The sequence below is a fragment of the Streptomyces sp. NPDC093071 genome (assembly GCF_044754545.1).
In the GTDB taxonomy this organism is placed as follows: Bacteria; Actinomycetota; Actinomycetes; order Streptomycetales; family Streptomycetaceae; genus Streptomyces.
The window spans coordinates 98,003-117,099 of the sequence record NZ_JBIVPH010000008.1 but is presented as its reverse complement, the minus strand read 5'-3'; the positions used below and the strand labels follow the sequence as shown (position 1 = coordinate 117,099).

Annotated in this window: 15 protein-coding genes and 1 tRNA gene; 12 read left to right on the top strand and 4 right to left on the bottom strand. The window is 72.8% G+C overall.

The window, feature by feature from the left end; all coding sequences use genetic code 11:
• Positions 1–50: 50 nt before the first annotated feature.
• Both ACIQD7_RS26310 and ACIQD7_RS26305 read right to left on the bottom strand, forming a co-directional pair.
• Positions 51–2,762: an SUKH-4 family immunity protein gene (locus ACIQD7_RS26310; RefSeq protein WP_402444739.1), complete on the bottom strand. Its 2,712-nt coding sequence runs from the start codon at positions 2,760–2,762 to the stop codon at positions 51–53.
• Positions 2,763–2,769: 7 nt separating this feature from the next.
• Positions 2,770–3,768: an SMI1/KNR4 family protein gene (locus ACIQD7_RS26305; protein WP_121833959.1), complete on the bottom strand. Its 999-nt coding sequence runs from the start codon at positions 3,766–3,768 to the stop codon at positions 2,770–2,772.
• Positions 3,769–4,040: 272 nt separating this feature from the next.
• On the opposite strand from ACIQD7_RS26305, the gene ACIQD7_RS26300 reads away from it, so the two are divergent.
• Both ACIQD7_RS26300 and ACIQD7_RS26295 read left to right on the top strand, forming a co-directional pair.
• Positions 4,041–4,553 carry a YwqJ-related putative deaminase gene (locus tag ACIQD7_RS26300; RefSeq protein WP_402444737.1) on the top strand — a complete coding sequence of 171 codons (513 nt, stop codon included), beginning with the start codon at positions 4,041–4,043 and terminating at the stop codon, positions 4,551–4,553.
• A gap of 10 nt (positions 4,554–4,563) precedes the next feature.
• Positions 4,564–5,052 carry an SUKH-3 domain-containing protein gene (locus tag ACIQD7_RS26295; RefSeq protein WP_121833961.1) on the top strand — a complete coding sequence of 163 codons (489 nt, stop codon included), beginning with the start codon at positions 4,564–4,566 and terminating at the stop codon, positions 5,050–5,052.
• Positions 5,053–5,168: 116 nt separating this feature from the next.
• Here the strand turns inward: ACIQD7_RS26295 and ACIQD7_RS26290 are convergent, their stop codons facing one another.
• Positions 5,169–6,479, bottom strand: coding sequence for a sensor histidine kinase (locus tag ACIQD7_RS26290; RefSeq protein ID WP_402444734.1), 1,311 nt, complete (start codon positions 6,477–6,479; stop codon positions 5,169–5,171).
• 130 nt (positions 6,480–6,609) lie between these two features.
• Between ACIQD7_RS26290 and ACIQD7_RS26285 the strand changes: the two genes are divergently transcribed.
• From ACIQD7_RS26285 to ACIQD7_RS26255, 7 genes are all read left to right on the top strand, one after another.
• Positions 6,610–7,482, top strand: a complete 873-nt coding sequence (locus ACIQD7_RS26285; protein ID WP_402444732.1) for a helix-turn-helix domain-containing protein — start codon at positions 6,610–6,612, stop codon at positions 7,480–7,482.
• 11 nt (positions 7,483–7,493) lie between these two features.
• Positions 7,494–7,564 (top strand) — tRNA-Gln (locus ACIQD7_RS26280).
• Between the two features lie 109 nt (positions 7,565–7,673).
• A complete protein-coding gene (gene glmU / locus ACIQD7_RS26275; protein WP_121831344.1) occupies positions 7,674–9,122 on the top strand; it encodes a bifunctional UDP-N-acetylglucosamine diphosphorylase/glucosamine-1-phosphate N-acetyltransferase GlmU in 1,449 nt (482 codons plus the stop codon).
• Positions 9,123–9,241: 119 nt separating this feature from the next.
• Complete coding sequence (locus ACIQD7_RS26270) at positions 9,242–10,216, top strand: ribose-phosphate diphosphokinase (protein ID WP_030216703.1); 975 nt, start codon at positions 9,242–9,244, stop codon at positions 10,214–10,216.
• Positions 10,217–10,464: 248 nt separating this feature from the next.
• Positions 10,465–11,079: a 50S ribosomal protein L25/general stress protein Ctc gene (locus ACIQD7_RS26265; protein ID WP_402444729.1), complete on the top strand. Its 615-nt coding sequence runs from the start codon at positions 10,465–10,467 to the stop codon at positions 11,077–11,079.
• A 112-nt stretch (positions 11,080–11,191) separates the two neighbouring features.
• Positions 11,192–11,788, top strand: coding sequence for an aminoacyl-tRNA hydrolase (pth, locus tag ACIQD7_RS26260; RefSeq protein ID WP_383415563.1), 597 nt, complete (start codon positions 11,192–11,194; stop codon positions 11,786–11,788).
• A gap of 55 nt (positions 11,789–11,843) precedes the next feature.
• Positions 11,844–12,287, top strand: coding sequence for a hypothetical protein (locus ACIQD7_RS26255; protein WP_121831341.1), 444 nt, complete (start codon positions 11,844–11,846; stop codon positions 12,285–12,287).
• Between the two features lie 120 nt (positions 12,288–12,407).
• Here the strand turns inward: ACIQD7_RS26255 and ppc are convergent, their stop codons facing one another.
• Positions 12,408–15,137, bottom strand: a complete 2,730-nt coding sequence (gene ppc, locus ACIQD7_RS26250) for a phosphoenolpyruvate carboxylase (RefSeq protein WP_402444727.1) — start codon at positions 15,135–15,137, stop codon at positions 12,408–12,410.
• 252 nt (positions 15,138–15,389) lie between these two features.
• On the opposite strand from ppc, the gene ACIQD7_RS26245 reads away from it, so the two are divergent.
• From ACIQD7_RS26245 to ACIQD7_RS26235, 3 genes are all read left to right on the top strand, one after another.
• Positions 15,390–16,382, top strand: a complete 993-nt coding sequence (locus ACIQD7_RS26245) for an acyl-CoA desaturase (RefSeq protein ID WP_402444725.1) — start codon at positions 15,390–15,392, stop codon at positions 16,380–16,382.
• Positions 16,382–17,074: a TetR/AcrR family transcriptional regulator gene (locus ACIQD7_RS26240; protein WP_062757048.1), complete on the top strand. Its 693-nt coding sequence runs from the start codon at positions 16,382–16,384 to the stop codon at positions 17,072–17,074. The genes ACIQD7_RS26245 and ACIQD7_RS26240 overlap by 1 nt, the downstream gene beginning before the upstream one ends.
• Before the next feature lie 288 nt (positions 17,075–17,362).
• The gene (locus tag ACIQD7_RS26235) at positions 17,363–19,063 is read left to right on the top strand and encodes an FG-GAP repeat domain-containing protein (protein ID WP_402444724.1); all 1,701 of its coding nucleotides are present in this window, start codon (positions 17,363–17,365) and stop codon (positions 19,061–19,063) included.
• The last annotated feature ends 34 nt before the right edge of the window (positions 19,064–19,097 follow it).

Sequence of the window (19,097 nt, the reverse complement as noted above, 5' to 3'; positions counted from 1 at the left end):
CACGTCGAGCGCCTTTCGTCACATTCCGTCCGGCCGCGGACCGGACCCGGTCAGAGCAGCCCGTCCCACATCTGCTCCAGGAGCACCGACCACCAGTTCTCCGGCGACGACAGCGCCGCCGGGTCCAGCATCGCCAGCTGCGCCTGGAAGTCCACCGTCCAGCGGCCCGCCTGCTCCGGGTTCAGCCCGAACCGCAGCCGCCACATCCGGCCGAGCAGCGCCATCGAGCGCGTGAACTCCGGCAGCCCGGTGTTCACGAACTGCGGCGGCACCGACTGCCCGCCCGGACCGGCCTCCACCGGCACCGCCACGATGTGCGCGGTCCCGTACTGGACGCAGATCGCCCGCCCGAAGTCCGAACCGAGCACCAGGTACGAGCTCGCGTCCGGTGCCGCCGGAACCTGCCGCTGCGCCGCCAGCTCCGCGAGCGTCGGCACCACCGGCACCGCGGGCTGCGCCCAGAAGAACGGACCGAAGTCCGCCGGAAGCCCCGCCCACACCAGCGTGCGCGCCACCAGCTCCGGCACGCCCTGCCGCGACACCGCCCGCTGGTCGAAGCGCAGGACGCCCGGACCGAACGCCCCGGCCAGCTCCTGCGCGATCGCCTCCGGCGGGACCGGCGGCGCCGGCTGCACCGGCGGCAGCGGCGCCCGCACCGGGGCGGGCCGCGCCGGGCCGTCCGCGACCTGGTGCAACTCGCCCTGGTGGGTGAGCAGTTGCCGCATCCCCTGCTGCCGGCCCGCGTGGTCGCGACCGTACGGGGCGATGCTGGTGATCCGCGCCTGCGGCCACGTCTCCCGGATCATCCGCGCGCAGTAACCGCCCGGCAGCTCGCAGGACTCCAGCTCCGTGTGCAGTTCGAGCACCTGCTGCGGCGGCACGTTCATCGCGCGCAGCTCGTGCAGGATCTGCCACTCCGGGTGCGGGGTGCCGGGCGCCGAACGCCGGATGATCTGCGCCTCGGAGCCGTCGGGCGCCCGGTAGCGCAGCACCGCCTGGTAGCCGGGACCGACCGTCGGCTGACCCGTCGGCTGCTGCGGATACCCGTATGCGGGCGGCGGCGTGTGCCCGCCGTGCACCGGCGGCGCCGGGGCGGGCGGGGGCGGCGGACCGGCCGGACCGCCGGGGCCGGGACCCGGGTGCGCCAGCATCGTCGCCGCGTGCGCGACACCGCCCGGAGGCGTACCGGGCACGCCCGGCGGCGGCGGGGGCGGCGGAGGCGCGCCCGGACCGGCCGGACCGGGCTGCGCCAGCATCGTCGCCGCGTGGTGCACGGGCTGCGGCGGCGTCGCCGGACCCGGCGGGGCGGGCGGCGGACCGGGCGGACCCGGCTGCGCGGGCGGCGCGGGCGGCTGGGGCCCGTCGGGCCCGAGCTGCGACACCAGCTGCGTCGGGATGTACGCGTTGCCGCCCGACGACGCGCCCGGCACGCCCGGGACACCCGGCGGGGGCGGCGGGCCGACCGGGCCCCGCCCGCTCTTCGGCGGCGGCGTGGCCTTGCTCGTCGCGGCGTCCGCGATGTCCCCGGCGCCCGAGGGCCCCGGCGGGGGAAGCGGCGGGGCGGCCGGAGCCGCCGGGGTGACGCCCGGCGGGGGGGGCGCGGCCGGGTCGAGCCGGGGCGCCACGGCGGTCGGCGGCAGCGCGCTGCCGCCCTTCATCAGGGCGGTCGGCGCGTCGGCGCCCACCACCGGCGGCGGGGCGTCCTCGTCGTCCGTCCCCGACAGCGGCGGCGCGAAGACGGTCGCGGGCAGCGGCACCGCCCCGTCCGCACCGCCGGAGCTCGCATTCGCGTCCACCCACGGGCCGCCCACGGGCGCGGGGGCCGGCGGGGCCGCCGGAACCACGGGCGGCGGGGGCGCGACCGGCGGCACGGGCGCGGCCGCGGGGACGCCGTCCATCGCGGTCGGCTCGTAGGCGTCGTCGGAGGCGGCGGCGGGGGTGGTGTCAGGAGCGGTGCCGGGAGCGGTCCCGGAGGTGGTGCCGGGAGCGGTCGCGGCTCCGGCCGCGATCCCGGCCGCCGGGGTCCCGGAAGCCGCGTCGGACACCGGGACCGCGTCCGCCACCCGGGCGTCCGGCGCTCCGGAAGCCTCGTCGGACACCGAGGACGCCTCGGACGCCTCCGGCCCGGAGCCCGTGGGGGACGTGGAGGACACGGACCCGGTCTCGGACGCGGACACGGACGCGGACCCGGACGAGGACCACGCCCCGGACCCGGACGGCGACCCGCCCTCGGCCGACGACACCGGCACCCCGGAAGAAGTGGAGGACGCCGACGACGCCGACGGCACCGGCCCCGTTCCGCCCGCCCCGTCCAGCACGTCCGACACGTCGTCCACCGGACCCGCCGCGCTCGCGCTCTCCTGCGAGGCGTGCGACTCCTCCCTCGGCAGCCCGATCTTGTCCGCCGCGTCCTGCAACCACTCCGGCGGCGTCAGCAGGAACGACGTCTGGTTCAGATCGATCCGGGCCGCCGGCACCGCCTCCTGCGCGGGCACCTCGTCGGAGGAGCCGTACTCCTCCTCGTACCGCCGGATCACCTCGCCCACCGGCAGTCCCGGCCACAGCGTCGCCTCGCCGCTGTCCCGCGCGATCACCAGCCGCTGGCGCCCGCCGTCCGACGTCGGGCCGCCCTCGCGGTCCTCCGCCCACACCACGAACCCCAGCTCGAACTCCCGCACCCGCACCTCGCGGTGCTGATAGCCCGGCAGATCGCCGTTGATCCACTCCTCGGCGCGCTCCTGCGCCTGCGCGAACGTCACCACAGCCAGCTCACTCCCCCACCGGGACCACGGGCACGGCGCGCGCGAAGCCGCCGTCCACCATCAGGTTCGCCACCGTCTCCAGCTCCGGCGGATTGCCCGCGAGCCGCTGGAGGAACGCGTCGAAGTCCGCGCCGCAGGGCAGCAGCAGGCGCTCCACCCGCTCGTTCACCGTCCAGCCCGCCGCGACCTCGCCGGCGTCCCGCGCGTCGTCGTACGCGCAGAACCACACCGAACCGACCGCGTCGCCCCGCACCTTCAGGGCGATCAGACCGCCCTGCACGAACGCGACGCCCAGGTAATCCTTCGTCAGGTGGTCGCGGAGGCACTTGTTCACGTACACGAGGTCGTTGATCCCGGCCTCCTCCCGCACCGTGAAGAACGGCTGGTCCACCAGGAGCCCCAGCTCCGCGTCGAGCGCCGCCCCCACCGGGGCGCACCCGCCCGCCGCCCGCAGGAAGGAGCGGTACGCCCCCGGAAGCCGGTAGCCCAGGTCCTCCTCGACGCCCTGGAGCTGCTGCTCCGAGACCGACACCCCGCCCTTCGGCAGCCCGAAGTGCGCGGGGCGGGTCTCCTGGAGCGGACGCGTGCCCCGCTTCGTCTGGTCCACGGCGGCCGTCGCCACCCCGCCGTGGTGCCGCAGCAGCGCCTTCACCTCGACCGGCACCAGCTCCATCCGGCGGCCGTGCGCCACGTGGTGCCAGGTCCAGCCGTGCGGCGTCGCCACCGCCGGGATCGTGTCCCACAGCTCGTGACCGGTCGCGGCCATCGCCGCGTTCGCCGACACGTAGTCCGTGAGCCGCAGCTCGTCGACGCCGAAGCCCTCCGGCGGATCCGCGATCTCCGCCGCCGCGCGCGCGTACGGCGAGAAGTCCGGGTAGCCGCGCCCGTCCACCCGCACACCCCTGGGGTGCCGGGAAGCACGGACCGGATCCGGGAAGTGCACGACCTGCCCGGCGTAGGCCGCGTTCGGTGGCGCGGTGTCCTGCCCGAGCCGACCTGTCGTCATGGCGGTTGCCCCCTGCATGGCGTCGCTGACTGCTGCTACCGACAGCCGGACCGCTGACTGCCGCCGACTGATGCCGCACAGCCTATGCGCTGCCACAAGAGGCCGACCCGGCCCGATCCGACGGTGACCAAACGTCACGGCCCCATGACAGGCGCACCATGATTCCGACACACCGAAAGCGCGTTTCGGCGCCCCAGCTTCCCCATATGGCTCCCCATTTGGCAGGCTGTCCCCGCAACTCGGGGGGATTGCAGGAGGGGAAGACCAGCACCATGCACACAGCAACGACGCCCACACAGGGTGACCCACGCCTCAACTGGAGCAGCAGCGCCGAGGCCGGCCGGGCCCCCTTACTGCGTCACCGCCGCGACGGAATCCTTCCCACCGTCGGGGCCGCCCTCTCCGTCCGCGGCGAGACCCTCACCGGCACCGCGGGCCGCGGCGACCGGCCGCCCGCCCTGCACCCGCTCGTCCAGGACTTCCTGGACACCCTCACCAGCGGCCAGCGGGAACGGTTCACCGGACGATGTCCCGAGGCGATCCTGCTCTCCCGGCACCTCGCCGCCACCGAGGGCGGACGCTCCAAGCGCGCCCAGCGCAAGCCGCTCACCCACGGCGAGGCCCGCCGCTCCCTGAAGCACGCCAAGCTCACCGCCCGGCACATCCGCGAGGACGGCGACCCGCTGCACGGGAGCTACGCGGCACCCTGCCGCTCCTGCACGGCGATGCTCGCCCACTTCGGCGTCCGCGCCGTCGACCCCACCACACCCGTCGAGAACGGCTGACCGCACCCCCATGCCCGACCACAGCACCACCCGCTTCCCGGTCAACGTCGACGCCGCCCTCCGCGAGGCCGGCTGGCAGCCCGGCCGCTGGGACATCAAGCTCGCCGAGGAGTGGGCCGACGCCCTGCGCGCCCACGTCTCCCCCGCCGGACACCGGCACAGCGTCTTCCCCGCCGTCGTCGAGGCCTGGGCCGAGTTCGGCGGCCTGCGGATCACCGCGCCCGGCCACGGCCGGCAGATAGCCCCCGCCGCCGTCCGCTTCGACCCGCTCGCCGGCCTCCACCTCTCCCGCACCCTCGCGGACCTCGGCCGCGCCCTGGAGACCGAGCTCGCCCCCCTCGGCGAGGAGGGCGACCACCAGGCGGTCCTGGCGATGGACGCGGAGGGACGCGTGTACAGCCTCGACCACGCGGGCGACTGGTACCTCGGCAAGGACATCGACGCGGCGCTCGCGGCGCTGGTGACGGGGGCGCAGCCGACCCGGCTGACGGCGGGATAGGGGCAGGCGGAGGGCCACACCGCCTCCGGCGCCCGCACCGGCGGAGGGCCACACCGCCTCCGGCGCCCGCACCGGCGGAGGGCCACACCGTCTCCGGCGTCCGCACCGGCGGAGGGCTACACCGTCTCCGGCGCCCGCACCGGCAGCACCGCCGACACCTTGAAGCCGCCCGCGTCCGTCGGACCGGACACGAACGCGCCGCCCAGCCGGGACACCCGCTCCCGCATCCCGACCAGGCCGTTGCCCCCGCTGGGCAGCCCGGCGTCCGCGGCACCCGCGTCCGAGGGGCACGGCCCGTTCTCCACCTGCATCGCGACCTCCGCCCCGCGGTGCGCGAGCCGCACCACGACCTCGGCGCCCACCGCGTGCTTGTGGACGTTGGTCAGGGCCTCCTGCACCACGCGGTACGCCGTGCGCTCCACCTCCGGCGGGTACGCGCGCACCTCCCCCAGCACCATCAGCTCCACGACCGTCCCCGCGAGCCGCGACTGCTCGCACAGCGCCTCCAGGGCGTCCAGGCGGGGCCCGTCGTCGGCGGCGGCCTCGGCAGCGGCGGCGGCGGCCCGCCCGACGGCGGCCAGCGGCACCGGCGCAGGGGCGGCGGGAACGGCCCCCTCCCTCAGTACGCCGAGCATCTCGCGCAGCTCGGTCAGCGCCTGGCGGCCCATGTCGCCGACCAGGGCGGCGTTCTTCACGGCCTTCTGCGGGTCCTTCAGGGCCACCGCCTGGAGCGCGGCCGCGTGCACCACCATCAGCGACACCCGGTGGGCGACCACGTCGTGCATCTCGCGGGCGATCCGGGTCCGCTCCTCCTGCCGCGCCCACTGGGCCTGCTGCTCGGCCCGGTCGGCGAGGAGCGACAGCTCCTGCTCCAGGCTGTCGGCGCGCTCCCGCAGGCTCTCCATGAGCCGGCGGCGGGCCCCTATGTAGAGGCCGAGGAGGAGCGGCGGCGCGTTGAGCCCGAGGGTCAGCAGGAGCGCCGTGCCCGGCACGTACCACGCGCTCGTCTCCAGACCGGCCCGGGCGATGTCCTGCCGCAGCGAGACCACCGTCACGACGAACACGGCCGTCGTCGACATGGCGGCCAGGACGGCGGTGATCCGGCGGGGGACGTCGGAGGCGGCGAGCGTGTAGAGCCCGACGATCCCCATCAGGAAGCCCATCTCGGCGGGCGCGACGGCGATCGACACGAGCACGACGGCGATGGGCCGGCGGCGGCGCGCGACCAGGACGGAGCCGACGACCAGCCCGAACACCACCCCCACGGGCACGGGCAGCGCGGCCTTCTCCGCGAACCCGATCCCCTCGAGCCCGCACTCCAGCGCGGACACGCCCGCGAGCCCCACGTCGAGAACGGCGCTCCGCCGTTTCCCCCACCACCGGCCCCCGACGCCCGCGGCGTCCCGATCTGCCCCCGTTACGGTCATGCCCACCACCCTACGGGCGGGCCAGGGCCCGACGCCCCTCTCGTCAACGCTGTGCACACCAGTCCCTCGAACTGTTGAATCGACAGGGTTTTCGACTTCAGGCATCCGCATTGCGGACGAGGGTGTGCGTATGACATCCGTTCCGAGCAAGTACGCGGACTTCGAGAACCTGCGCGAGCAGGCGACCGCACTCCGCCGCGAAGGCCTCAGCCGCCGCCAGATCAGAGACCGCCTCCATGTCGACAACAACGACATCCTCAACCGCCTCCTCGAAGGCGAACCCCCGCCGGACTGGACCAAGCGCCCCAACGCCAAGGACGACCTCCGTGCCCGCGCCCGCGAGCTGCGTCTGGAGGGCTGGACGTACGACCGGATCCAGGCCGAGCTCGGCTGCTCGAAGAGCTCGATCTCGCTATGGGTCCGGGATCTGCCGAAGCCGGAACGGAAACGGACCCGGGAGGAGGCGTCCGCGATCGCCCGACGAGGCTGGGAGGCGACGCTGCGGCGGCGCGAGGAGGAGCGGGAAGTGACCAAGCGCACGGCGGCCGAGGAGGTCGGAGCCCTCTCGGAGCGCGAACTCTTCCTGCTGGGCGTGGGGCTCTACTGGGCGGAGGGCTCGAAGGACAAGCCGTACGACCGCCGGGAGCGCGTGGTGTTCGTGAACAGCGATCCCGGCATGATCCGGGTCTTCAGCGCCTGGCTCGACCTCCTCGGGATCGAGCGCGAGCGCCGGAGGTACTGCGTGATGATCCACGAGACCGCCGACGCGGCCAGGGCCGAGCGGTACTGGGGCGACCTCGTCGGCGCCGCCCCCTCGGCCTTCAACAAGACGACCATCAAGCGCCACAATCCCCGGACCAACCGGAAGAACGTGGACGCCGGCTATCACGGCTGCCTCGTGATCCAAATCCTGGGGAGCGTCGATCTGTACCGTCGCATCGAAGGCGCCTGGTGCGGCATAGTAGGGGCCGTCCCGATTCCCTCGCCAGAGAATCGGACGTAGCGGGCGGACCATCCCGGATCGTCTAAGGGCAGGACAAATGGTTTTGGTCCATTGAATGAGGGTTCGAATCCTTCTCCGGGAGCCCCTTGTCGCGGGTCCCGACCTCCACGGTCGGGACCCGCGCTCATGTCCGCTCCCCGACCCCCCGGTATCCTTCGTGCGTCCACCACCCAAAGCCGAAGGGCATTCCCGTGAGCGCCAACCGCCCGGCAGCCGTCGTCGTCCTCGCAGCGGGTGAGGGCACCCGCATGAAGTCGAAGACCCCCAAGGTCCTGCACGAGATCGCCGGACGCTCGCTCGTCGGGCACGTCGTGTCCGCCGCGCGGGAGCTGGAGCCCGAGCACCTCGTCGTGGTCGTCGGGCACGCCCGGGAGCAGGTGCGGGGCCACCTGGAGGAGCACTACGCCGGCACCCGCACCGCCGTCCAGGAGGAGCAGAACGGCACCGGGCACGCGGTGCGGATGGCCCTGGAGGAGCTGGGCGAGGCGCCCGAGGGGACCGTCGTGGTCGTCTGCGGCGACACCCCGCTGCTCTCCGGCGAGACCCTGCGCGCCCTGGCGGACACCCACGCGGCCGACGGCAACGCCGTCACCGTGCTGAGCGCCGAGGTCCCCGACTCCACCGGCTACGGGCGGATCGTGCGGGACGCGGCGACCGGCGCCGTGACCGAGATCGTCGAGCACAAGGACGCCTCCGACGCGCAGCGCGCGATCAAGGAGATCAACTCCGGCGTCTTCGCGTTCGACGGGAAGCTGCTCGCCGAGGCCCTGGGCCAGGTGCGGACCGACAACAGCCAGGGCGAGGAGTACCTCACCGACGTGCTGTCGATCCTGCGCGAGGCCGGGCACCGGGTCGGTGCCTCCGTGGCCGCCGACCACCGCGAGATCCTCGGCATCAACAACCGGGTGCAGCTCGCCGAGGCCCGCGGCCTCCTCAACCTGCGCCTCCTGGAGCGCGCCATGCTCGCCGGCGTGACCGTCGTCGACCCCGCCTCGGTCCTCGTGGACGTGACGGTGACCTTCGAGCCCGACGCCGTGATCCTGCCCGGCACGCAGCTGCTCGGCGCCACGCACGTCGCCGAGGACGCCGTGGTCGGCCCGAACACCCGCCTCAAGGACACCACCGTCGGCGCGGGCGCCCGGGTGGACAACACGGTGGCGGATTCGGCCACCGTCGGCGCGGGCGCCTCCGTGGGCCCGTACGCGTACCTGCGTCCGGGCACGAACCTCGGCCCGAAGGCCAAGGCCGGCACGTACGTCGAGATGAAGAACGCGACGATCGGCGAGGGCACCAAGGTCCCGCACCTGTCGTACGTGGGCGACGCGACGATCGGCGAGTACACGAACATCGGCGCGGCGAGCGTCTTCGTGAACTACGACGGCGAGGCGAAGCACCACACCACGATCGGCTCGCACTGCAAGACCGGCTCGGACAACATGTTTGTGGCACCGGTCACGATCGGGGACGGCGCCTACACGGCCGCCGGGTCCGTGATCACGAAGGACGTGCCGGCCGGCGCCCTGGCCGTGGCCCGGGGCCAGCAGCGGAATATCGAGGGTTGGGTCGCCCGGAAGCGGCCCGGCAGCGCCGCCGCGCAGGCCGCTCAGGCCGGCCCGGAGGGGTCCGCGGTCGAAAGCTGACCGGAAACAGGTACGCCGAACTCGGCGTACCGTGATACGTGCACACAAATTCGGCTGGTTCGCCCACGCGCACGGGAGCGCGGATCGCGGCCAGAGAACACGTCTGAGGAGACAGTGCTGTGACCGGGATCAAGACGACCGGCGAGAAGAAGCTGATGCTCTTCTCCGGCCGCGCCCACCCCGAGCTGGCCGAGGAGGTCGCGCACCAGCTGGGCGTCGGCCTCGTTCCCACCAAGGCGTTCGACTTCGCCAACGGTGAGATCTACGTCCGCTTCCAGGAGTCGGCCCGTGGTGCGGACTGCTTCCTGATCCAGAGCCACACGGCTCCGATCAACAAGTGGATCATGGAGCAGCTGATCATGATCGATGCGCTGAAGCGGGCCTCGGCCCGCAGCATCACCGTGATCATCCCGTCGTACGGCTACGCCCGTCAGGACAAGAAGCACCGCGGCCGCGAGCCGATCTCGGCGCGTCTGGTGGCGGACCTGCTGAAGACGGCGGGCGCGCACCGGATCCTGACCGTGGACCTGCACACGGACCAGATCCAGGGCTTCTTCGACGGCCCGGTGGACCACCTGTCGGCGCTGCCGGTCCTCGCGGACTACGTGGGCGCCAAGGTCGACCGCTCCAAGCTGACGATCGTCTCCCCGGACGCGGGCCGCGTGCGGGTCGCCGACCGCTGGTGCGACCGGCTGGACGCCCCCCTCGCGATCGTGCACAAGCGACGCGACAAGGACGTCGCCAACCAGGTGACCGTGCACGAGGTCGTCGGTGACGTGAAGGGCCGCGTCTGCGTCCTGGTGGACGACATGGTCGACACCGGCGGCACCATCTGCGCCGCCGCCGACGCCCTGTTCGCGCACGGCGCCGAGGACGTCATCGTGACGGCGACGCACGGCATCCTGTCGGGTCCGGCGGCCGACCGCCTGAAGAACTCCAAGGTCAGCGAGTTCGTGTTCACGGACACGCTGCCGGTGCCGGGCGCCCTGGAGCTGGACAAGATCACGGTGCTCTCGATCGCGCCGACGATCGCGCGCGCGGTGCGCGAGGTGTTCGAGGACGGCTCGGTGACGAGCCTCTTCGAGGAGCACTGAGCCCCGGAGAAGTAGGGGAGAGGGCCGTTTCCCCGGTGGGGAGGCGGCCCTCTCCCGCGCTCCCGCCGATCCGTTGATCCATTTGGGCGCTCCGGGAGCGGCGGGTAGACTGCCGAAGTTGCTCGGCGAGGGAGGCCGTACCCGTAGGGGGTCACGGCGGTCCGTTATCGACGCGCTCTTCGTAGCAGGCCATCGCCAGTCGTGGCCGGGTGACTTCGTCTTCCGTCACCTTCTACGAGGAGTGCACCATGTCCGAGGTCAAGATCGCCGCCTCCGTCCGCTCGGAGTTCGGCAAGGGCGCCGCCCGCAAGATCCGCCGTGACAACAAGGTCCCCGTCGTCCTCTACGGCCACGGCACGGACCCGGTCCACCTGACCCTTCCGGGCCACGAGCTGCTGCTCGCCCTGCGTACGCCGAACGTCCTGCTCTCCCTCGACATCGACGGCAAGGGCCAGGAGCTGGCGATCCCGAAGGCCGTGCAGCGCGACCCGCTGAAGGGCTTCCTGGAGCACGTCGACCTGCTCCTCGTGAAGCGCGGCGAGAAGGTCACCGTCGAGGTCCCGGTCCAGGCCGAGGGCGAGCTGGCCGCCGGCGGCAACCTGCTCGAGCACGTGCTGAACACCCTCTCCGTCGAGGCCGAGGCCACCCACCTGCCCGAGTCCTTCACGGTCTCCGTCGAGGGCCTGGAGGCCGGCGCCTCCGTCCTCGCCAAGGACATCGAGCTCCCCAAGGGCACCACCCTGGTGACCGACGCCGACGCCGTCGTCCTCCAGGTCCTGGCCGCCCAGGCCGAGGAGCCGGCCGCCGAGGGCGAGGCCACCGAGGCCGCCGAGGGCGAGACCGCCGAGGGCGCCGAGGCCTGAGCCGTAGGCTCTGCCTGACGTGACGGGGTGACGGGCCGTGCGGCCCGTCACCCCGTTTCCCTTGTACGGGTACGGACACCACGGCTCACGAACACGAGGAGACCTGACGCACATGACGGACGACGCCGACGCCCCCTGGCTGATCGTCGGCCTCGGCAACCCGGGGCCCGAGTACGCGGCCAACCGCCACAACATCGGCTTCATGGTCGCGGACCTGCTCGCGGAGCGGATCCGCGGCTCGTTCAAGCGGGCGCAGAAGGCGCAGGCGCAGGTCGTGGAGGGCCGGATGGGCCCGCCCGGGCCTTCGAGCCGCCGGGTGGTCCTGGCGAAGCCGATGTCGTACATGAACCTGTCGGGCGGTCCGGTGACGGCGCTGCGCGACTTCTACAAGGTGCCGACGGCGCACGTGGTGGCGGTCCACGACGAGCTGGACATCGACTACGGGGTGCTGCGGCTGAAGCTGGGCGGCGGCGACAACGGGCACAACGGCCTGAAGTCGATGACGAAGGCGATGGGCGCCGACTACCACCGGGTGCGGTGCGGGATCGGGCGTCCGCCGGGCCGGATGCAGGTCGCGGACTTCGTCCTGAAGGACTTCTCGTCGACGGAGCGCAAGGACCTGGACTGGTTCGTGGACCGGGCGGCGGACGCGGTGGAGTGCCTGGTGGCCGAGGGCCTGGAGCGGGCCCAGTCCGCGTACAACTCCTGAGGCCGGTCATACGGGCGTACGGGCATACGGCCGTACGACTGTACGATCGCGGGTCATGACGCACGTCCGTAACGCCGCCCTGGCCCTGGTCGCCCTGTTCCTCGTCGTCGCGGGCGTGTGGGCCTCGTGGTCCTCGGCCCAGCACGTGCTGCTGGGCAAGGGGCGCGAGCACGGCACCCTGACGGTGACGGCCTGCGGCGAGGAGACGTGCAGCGGGCGCTACGTCCCGGGCGAGCCGGGTCCGGCGTCCCGGACGCTGTCCATAGGGCGCTCGGTGGCGGCGGGTCCGGGGATGACGATCCCGGTGGTGGTGAAGCCGGGCACGGACGAGGGCGTACGGGCGGGCTGGGGCGGCGGGCTGCACGCCTGGCTGCCGCTGGGCGGGGCGCTGCTCCTGGCGGCGCCGCTGGTCGGCGGGGGGCTGCGGCTGCCGCGGACGGCGTGGTCGCTGGCGGGGCTGGGCGCGGGGCTGCTGGTGGCGACGTTCTTCGCGCTCTGAGCTTCCGGGCCCGTGAGCTTCCGGGCCTCTGAGCTTCTGAGCCGCTGGGCCGTACTCATGGGGAAGCCCCCGTCGGGAGAGATCCCGGCGGGGGCTTCGCCGTGTGCGTGCGGGTGGGGGTCAGCCGGTGTTGCGCAGGCCCGCCGCCACGCCGTTCACCGTGAGGAGCAGGGCCCGGGCGAGCAGCGGGTCCGGGTCCTCCTCGTGCTCGGCGGCCGCGCGCTGGCGGGCGAGGAGGGCGACCTGGAGGTAGGAGATCGGGTCCAGGTAGGCGTCGCGGATGGCGAAGGTCTGCTGGAGGACCGGGTTGGAGTCCAGGAGCTTCTCGCCGCCGGTGACCTTGAGGACCTCGGCGACGGTCAGCTCGTGCTCGGCCTCGATGGCGTCGAAGACGTGCTTGAGGTCGTCGGGGACCAGGGTGTCGACGTAGTGGCGGGCGATCCGCAGGTCCGTCTTCGCGAGCGTCATCTCCACGTTGGAGAGGAAGTTGCGGAAGAAGTGCCAGTGCTCGTACATCTCGCCGAGGACCGGGTCGAGTCCGGCCTCGCGCAGGGCCTTGAGGCCGGAGCCGACGCCGTACCAGCCGGGGACGATCTGGCGGGACTGGGTCCAGCCGAAGACCCACGGGATGGCGCGCAGTCCGTCGAGGGAGACGCCGGAGCCGGGGCGGCGGGAGGGCCGCGAGCCCAGGTGCAGGTCGGCGAGCTGGTCGACGGGGGTGGAGGCGAGGAAGTACGCCGGCAGGCCGGGGTCCTCGACGAGCTTGCGGTAGGCGGTGTGGGCGGCGTCCGAGACGGTGTCCATGGCCGCGTCCCAGCGGGCGAGGGCCTCGTCGGACTGGCGCGGCGCGGTGTGCAGGGCGGAGGCCTGCAGGGTGGCGGCGACGGTCAGTTCGAGGTTCTCGCGGGCCAGGGACGGGATGAGGTACTTGTCGGAGATGACCTCGCCCTGCTCGGTGACCTTGATCTCGCCCTCCAGGGTGCCCCAGGGCTGGGCGAGGATCGCGTCGTGCGAGGGGCCGCCGCCGCGGCCGACGGTGCCGCCGCGGCCGTGGAAGAGGCGGAGGCGGACGCCGTAGCGGTGGGCGACGTCGCGCAGGCGCCGCTGGGCGCGGTGGATCTCCCACTGGGAGGTGGTGATGCCGCCGAACTTGGAGGAGTCCGAGTAGCCGAGCATGACCTCCTGGACGTCGCCGCGGAGCGAGACCAGGCGCCGGTAGGAGGGGTCGGCCAGCATGGCGTCGAGGATGACGTCGGCGGCCTTGAGCTCGTCGGTGGTCTCCAGGAGCGGCACGATGCCGATCTTGGCCCAGCCGGCGTGCAGGTCGATCAGTCCGGCCTCGCGGGCGAGGACGGCGGCGGCGAAGACGTCGTCGGCGCCCTGGCACATCGAGATGATGTACGACTCGATGACCTCGGGGCCGAAGCGCTCGAAGGCCTCCTTGACGGTGTGGAAGACGCCGAGGGTCTTCTCTCCGGCGGCGTCGAGGGGGGCCGGGGTCGGGGCGAGCGGGCGGCGCGAGCGCAGCTCCTTGGCGAGCAGCTTCTGCCGGTAGTCGCGGGGCATGTCCGCGTACCGCCAGGACTCCTCGCCGAGGCGGTCGAAGAGCTGGCCGAGGGCGTGGTGGTGGGCCTCGGCGTGCTCGCGGACGTCCATGGTGGCGAGCTGGAGGCCGAAGGCGGAGAGGGTGCGGATGACCCGGTCCATGCGCCCGTCGGCGAAGAGCGCGCCGCGGTGCTCGCGCAGCGAGGTCTGGATGAGGGTGAGGTCGTGGATCAGCTCGGCGGTGCCGAGGTAGTCGCGGCCGTCCTGGTGCGCGGTGCCGTTGGCGAGGCGCTCGCGGGTGTTGACGAGCTTCTGCCGGACGCAGGTGGCCTTGAGGCGGTACGGCTCCTCGGCGTTGAGGCGCTTGTAGCGGGGGCTGATCTCCGGGAGGAGGTCCAGGTCGCGCTGGAGGGAGTCCAGGAGCTCCTGGGTGGCTCCGGTGTAGCGGATGGAGTTGGAGAGGAGTCCGCGCAGGAAGTCGACCAGTTCGAGGGCGTCGGTGATGCCGTGCTCGTGCTGGAGGATCAGGACGTCGCGGGTGACCTGGGGGGTGACGTTGGGGTTGCCGTCCCGGTCGCCGCCGATCCAGGTGCCGAAGGTGAGCGGGCGGGTTCCGGCGGGCAGCTCGACGCCGACGCGCTCCAGCTCGGCGGCGAGGTCCTCCAGGACGTCGCCGACGGCGCCGGCGTGCAGCTCGTCGAGGTAGTAGATGGCGTTGCGGGCCTCGTCGGCGGGCTCGGGGCGGACCACCCGGAGCTCGTCGGTCTGCCAGATGAGGTCGATGTTCTCGGCGAGGCGCAGGTCGGTGCGGCGCCGGTCGGCCTGGCCGACCGGGGTCTCCAGGAGGGCGGCGATCCGGCGCAGCTTGTTGAGGACGGAGCGGCGGGCGGCCTCGGTGGGGTGCGCGGTGAAGACGGGCCGCACGTTGAGGTTCTTGACGGTCTCGCGGACGTGCTCGGGGTCGCCGTCCTTGAGCATGTCGACGGTGCGGGCGAGGAGGCCGCCCTCGGCGGCGCGCTTCTCGCGGAGTTCGCGGCCGCGGTGGACCTGCTCGGTGACGTTCGCGAGGTGGAAGTAGGTGGAGAAGGCGCGTACGAGCTTGGCGGCCGTCTCGAGTTCGACGCCGCGGAGCAGCTCGGCGGCGGCCTCGCCGTCCTCGCGGGTGAGGCCGCGGACCCGCTCGACGAGGTCGAGGAGTTCGTGGCCCTCCTGCCGGACGAGGGTCTCGCCCAGGAGGTCGCCCAGTCGGCGGATGTCGGCGCGCAGCTCGGCGCTGGCGGTGGAGGTCTGGTCGGCACTGCTCACAGGTGCGGCTCCTTGCAGTGTTTGAGCACGTCTGGAGGTGTTCTGGAGGCTTGCGGACCGCGCTGTCCGACGCACCAAGGATAGGTGGCCGTCCCTCCGGTGGCGGCCGGGCCCCTCTTGTGCCCTCTTGCCGCGCGCCACGACGCTGCCATACTTACGACACCGTAGGTTACGGAGCCGTAGCCACGGCGCTGTTTCCGTGCGCGTTTCCGCGCGCGTCACCCCTTTTTCCCTCACTCCCCAGGGAGACCCATGACCATGAGCCCCGAAGTGACCTCCGCGCCCGAGGCGCCGGACAGTCCGGACGGTGCCGGGCACCTGCCCTCCGCCACGCTGGGCGGCGACAGCAAGGGTTCGGTCGAGCAGGTGGCCCTGCTGCTGTTCATCACGGTGCCGTTCGTGGCGCTGCTCGCGGCGGTGCCGCTGGCGTGGGGCTGGGGGGTGAGCTGGCTGGACCTGGGGCTGATGGTGGCGATGTACTTCATCGGCTGCCACGGGATCACGATCGGTTTCCACCGCTACTTCACGCACGGCTCGTTCAAGGCGAAGCGGCCGCTGCGGCTCGCCCTCGCGGTGATGGGTTCGCTGGCGGTGGAGGGGCCGCTGGTGCGCTGGGTGGCGGACCACCGCAAGCACCACAAGTTCTCGGACGCGGAGGGCGACCCGCATTCGCCGTGGCGGTTCGGCGAGACGGTCCCGGCCCTGATGAAGGGCCTGTGGTGGGCCCACATCGGCTGGATGTTCGACGAGGAGCGGACGCCGCAGCACAAGTACGCGCCGGATCTGATCAAGGATCCGGCCATCCGGGCGATCTCGCGCCAGTTCGTGCTGTGGACGATCGTGTCGCTGGCGATCCCGCCGCTGGTGGGCGGCCTGGTGACGTGGTCGTGGTGGGGCGCGTTCACGGCGTTCTTCTGGGGCTCGCTGGTGCGGGTGGCGCTGCTGCACCACGTGACGTGGTCGATCAACTCGATCTGTCACGCGGTGGGCAAGCGTCCGTTCAAGTCGCGCGACCGCTCGGGCAACGTGTGGTGGCTGGCGGTCCTGTCCTGCGGCGAGTCGTGGCACAACCTGCACCACGCGGACCCGACGTCGGCGCGGCACGGGGTGCTGCGCGGCCAGATCGACTCCAGCGCGCGGCTGATCCGCTGGTTCGAGAAGGCGGGCTGGGCGTACGACGTGCGCTGGCCGGTGAAGTCCCGCGTGGAAGCCCGCCGCCGGGCCGCGTCCGCAGACGCGGCATGATGGAAGACGTGGCGATCGAGGGCAGGACCGGCGGCAGTGGCGGCAGCGGCGGAGAGCAGAAGCCTCCCCGGCGCGGGCGCCGGGTGCGGATGACGGGCGCGGAGCGCCGGGAGCAGTTGCTCGACATCGGCCGCACGCTGTTCGCCGCGAAGGGCTTCGAGGGCACGTCGGTGGAGGAGATCGCGGCGAAGGCCGGGGTCTCCAAGCCGGTGGTGTACGAGCACTTCGGGGGCAAGGAGGGGCTGTACGCGGTGGTGGTCGACCGGGAGATGCGCCAGCTCCTGGACGGGGTGACGGGGGCGCTGACGGCGGGGCATCCGCGGGAGCTCCTGGAGCAGGCGGCGTTCGCGCTGCTCGACTACATCGAGAACTACACGGACGGCTTCCGGATCCTCGTGCGGGATTCGCCGGTGGCGCAGTCGACGGGCACGTTCGCGTCGCTGATCAGCGACATCGCCACGCAGGTGGAGGACATCCTGGGCCTGGAGTTCAAGGCGCGGGGGTTCGATCCGAAGCTGGCGCCGCTGTACGCGCAGGCGCTGGTGGGCAGCGTGGCGCTCACGGGCCAGTGGTGGCTGGACGTGCGCAAGCCGAAGAAGGCGGAGGTCGCGGCGCACCTGGTGAACCTGGCGTGGCACGGCCTGGACGGTCTGGAGCAGAAGCCGCGGCTGATAGGGCACCGGAAGAGCTGAGGGGCGGGGCGCGCGGCGGGCGGCGGGCGGCAGGCGGCAGGCGGCAGGCGGCAGGCGGCGCGGAAACTGACCGGACAGTCGGATTCAGGCCGTAAACCCCTGGCCAGTGGCGCGTCCATGAGTAGAATCGTGTTCAACATCCGGGGGGGTGTTTCGAACCGTCGAACGACGCCGTCTCCGCGTGCCTCCGCGCGCGCTGACGCCGTTCGATGCCCGTGCGAACCCCCCTGTGTGGTTCTGTCGAACTTGCTGGTTCTCTCGAACCTCTGGATCCCTGGGGGGGATCTCTTGCTCTTCACGCGTTCCCGGCGCGCCCGTAGGGTCGCCGCCTGCACCGCCCTCGCCCTCTCCGCGGGCATGTTGCTCGCGGGCACCGCGTCCGCCGACACCCCGGCGCCGCGTCCGGCCACCGAGAAGCCGGCCCCGGCCGCCGAGCCCCTGAAGCGGGTCCTGCCGCCCTACGAGGGCACCGCCCACGCGACCGGCGCCTCGAACGCCGGCACCGCTCCGCGCTCCGACCTCGACGGCGACGGCCGGGGCGACCTCATCTACCGCGTCGGCGGTACGGTCTACACCACCACGACCCAGAACCAGGGCTCCGAGTTCTCGGGGTTCAACGAGTTCGCCCAGGACATCATCCCGCTCGGCGACCAGGACAAGAACGGCAGCGGCCCCGAGGTCCTGACCGTGTCGAAGTTCGGCGTGGCGACCCTCTACGAGGACGCCTCCCCGTCGTACGCCTACCAGCGCTGGTCCGGTGCCGGCTGGCAGATCTACAACAAGGTCTTCTCGCCCGGCGACATCAGCGGCGACGGCCGCGCCGACGTGCTGGCCCGCACGCCCTCCGGCGAGCTGTGGGTCTACGTCTCCACCGGCTCGTACGGTGCCCCGTTCCGCGCCCGCCAGAAGGTCGGCAACGGCTGGGGGGCCTACGACCACCTGATCGGTCTGGGCGACAGCGACGGCGACGGCCGGGGCGACTTCCTGGCCCGCACCCCCTCCGGCCTGCTCTTCTACTACGGGAGCACCGGCAGCCCGTACTCGGTGAAGGCGCGCAAGCAGGTCGGGCACGGCTGGCAGGAGTTCAACCAGGTCGTCGGCATCGACGACGACAACGGCAACGGGATCCCCGACCTCCTCGCGCGCGGCGCCGACGGCAGGCTGTGGGAGTACTTCGGCACCGGAAGCGGCCACTTCACGGCCCGCAAGCAGGTCGGCTCGCAGTGGGGCGGCGCGTACCAGATCGGCGGCGCGGGCAACGTCCCGGCGCACGGCAAGGAGGGGATGCTGGCCCGCGACAAGGCCGGTTCGCTCTACTGGTACAACACCCTGGGCACGGGCAAGCTGGCCCCGCGCGACCAGCTCGGAGAGACCGGCGACGCGCTCGGCGCCACGCTCTACGAGGTCAACTCGCTGGACCGGGACTCGATCTCCGACACCCTGCAGATCTTCCAGGGCGGCCTCTACAGCATGAACGGCTACCTCGGCGCCGGCTGGGGTTCGATCAACCTGATCGTGGGCCCGGGCGACCTGAACGGCGACGGCACCGGCGACTTCGTCGCCCGGGACAAGTCCGGCGTCCTGTGGCTGTACCGGAGCAACCGCGACGGCACGGCGCTCTCCTCGCGCGTCAAGATCGGCGCCGGCTGGAACGCGTACAACGCGATCGTCGGTTCGGGCGACTACACCGGCGACGGCCGGAACGACCTGGTGGCCCGGGACAAGGCCGGCAAGCTGTGGCTGTACCCGGGCACCGGCCAGGCGACCGGCAGCCCGTTCAAGGCCCGCGTCGGGATCGGCAGCGGCTGGAACGGCTACACCAAGCTGGCGGCGCCCGGTGACATCACGGGCGACGGCAAGGGCGACCTGGTCGCGGTGAACTCCGGCGGCGAGCTGTTCCGCTACAGCGGCACCGGCGAGGCGCGCGTCCCGTTCAAGCCGCGCGTCAACATCGGTCACGGCTACCAGATCTACAACACGCTGTACTAGTCGTACGGCGGGCGCCCCGCATCGGAGTTCCGGT

Bases quoted from the DNA above. Each gene is read 5' to 3' on its own strand.
- ACIQD7_RS26305 (WP_121833959.1), bottom strand. From the start codon at position 3,768: ATGACGACAGGTCGGCTCGGGCAGGACACCGCGCCACCGAACGCGGCC.
- ACIQD7_RS26300 (WP_402444737.1), top strand. From the start codon at position 4,041: ATGCACACAGCAACGACGCCCACACAGGGTGACCCACGCCTCAACTGG.
- ACIQD7_RS26295 (WP_121833961.1), top strand. From the start codon at position 4,564: ATGCCCGACCACAGCACCACCCGCTTCCCGGTCAACGTCGACGCCGCC.
- ACIQD7_RS26290 (WP_402444734.1), bottom strand. From the start codon at position 6,479: ATGACCGTAACGGGGGCAGATCGGGACGCCGCGGGCGTCGGGGGCCGG.
- ACIQD7_RS26285 (WP_402444732.1), top strand. From the start codon at position 6,610: ATGACATCCGTTCCGAGCAAGTACGCGGACTTCGAGAACCTGCGCGAG.
- ACIQD7_RS26265 (WP_402444729.1), top strand. From the start codon at position 10,465: ATGTCCGAGGTCAAGATCGCCGCCTCCGTCCGCTCGGAGTTCGGCAAG.
- pth (WP_383415563.1), top strand. From the start codon at position 11,192: ATGACGGACGACGCCGACGCCCCCTGGCTGATCGTCGGCCTCGGCAAC.
- ACIQD7_RS26255 (WP_121831341.1), top strand. From the start codon at position 11,844: ATGACGCACGTCCGTAACGCCGCCCTGGCCCTGGTCGCCCTGTTCCTC.
- ACIQD7_RS26245 (WP_402444725.1), top strand. From the start codon at position 15,390: ATGACCATGAGCCCCGAAGTGACCTCCGCGCCCGAGGCGCCGGACAGT.
- ACIQD7_RS26240 (WP_062757048.1), top strand. From the start codon at position 16,382: ATGGAAGACGTGGCGATCGAGGGCAGGACCGGCGGCAGTGGCGGCAGC.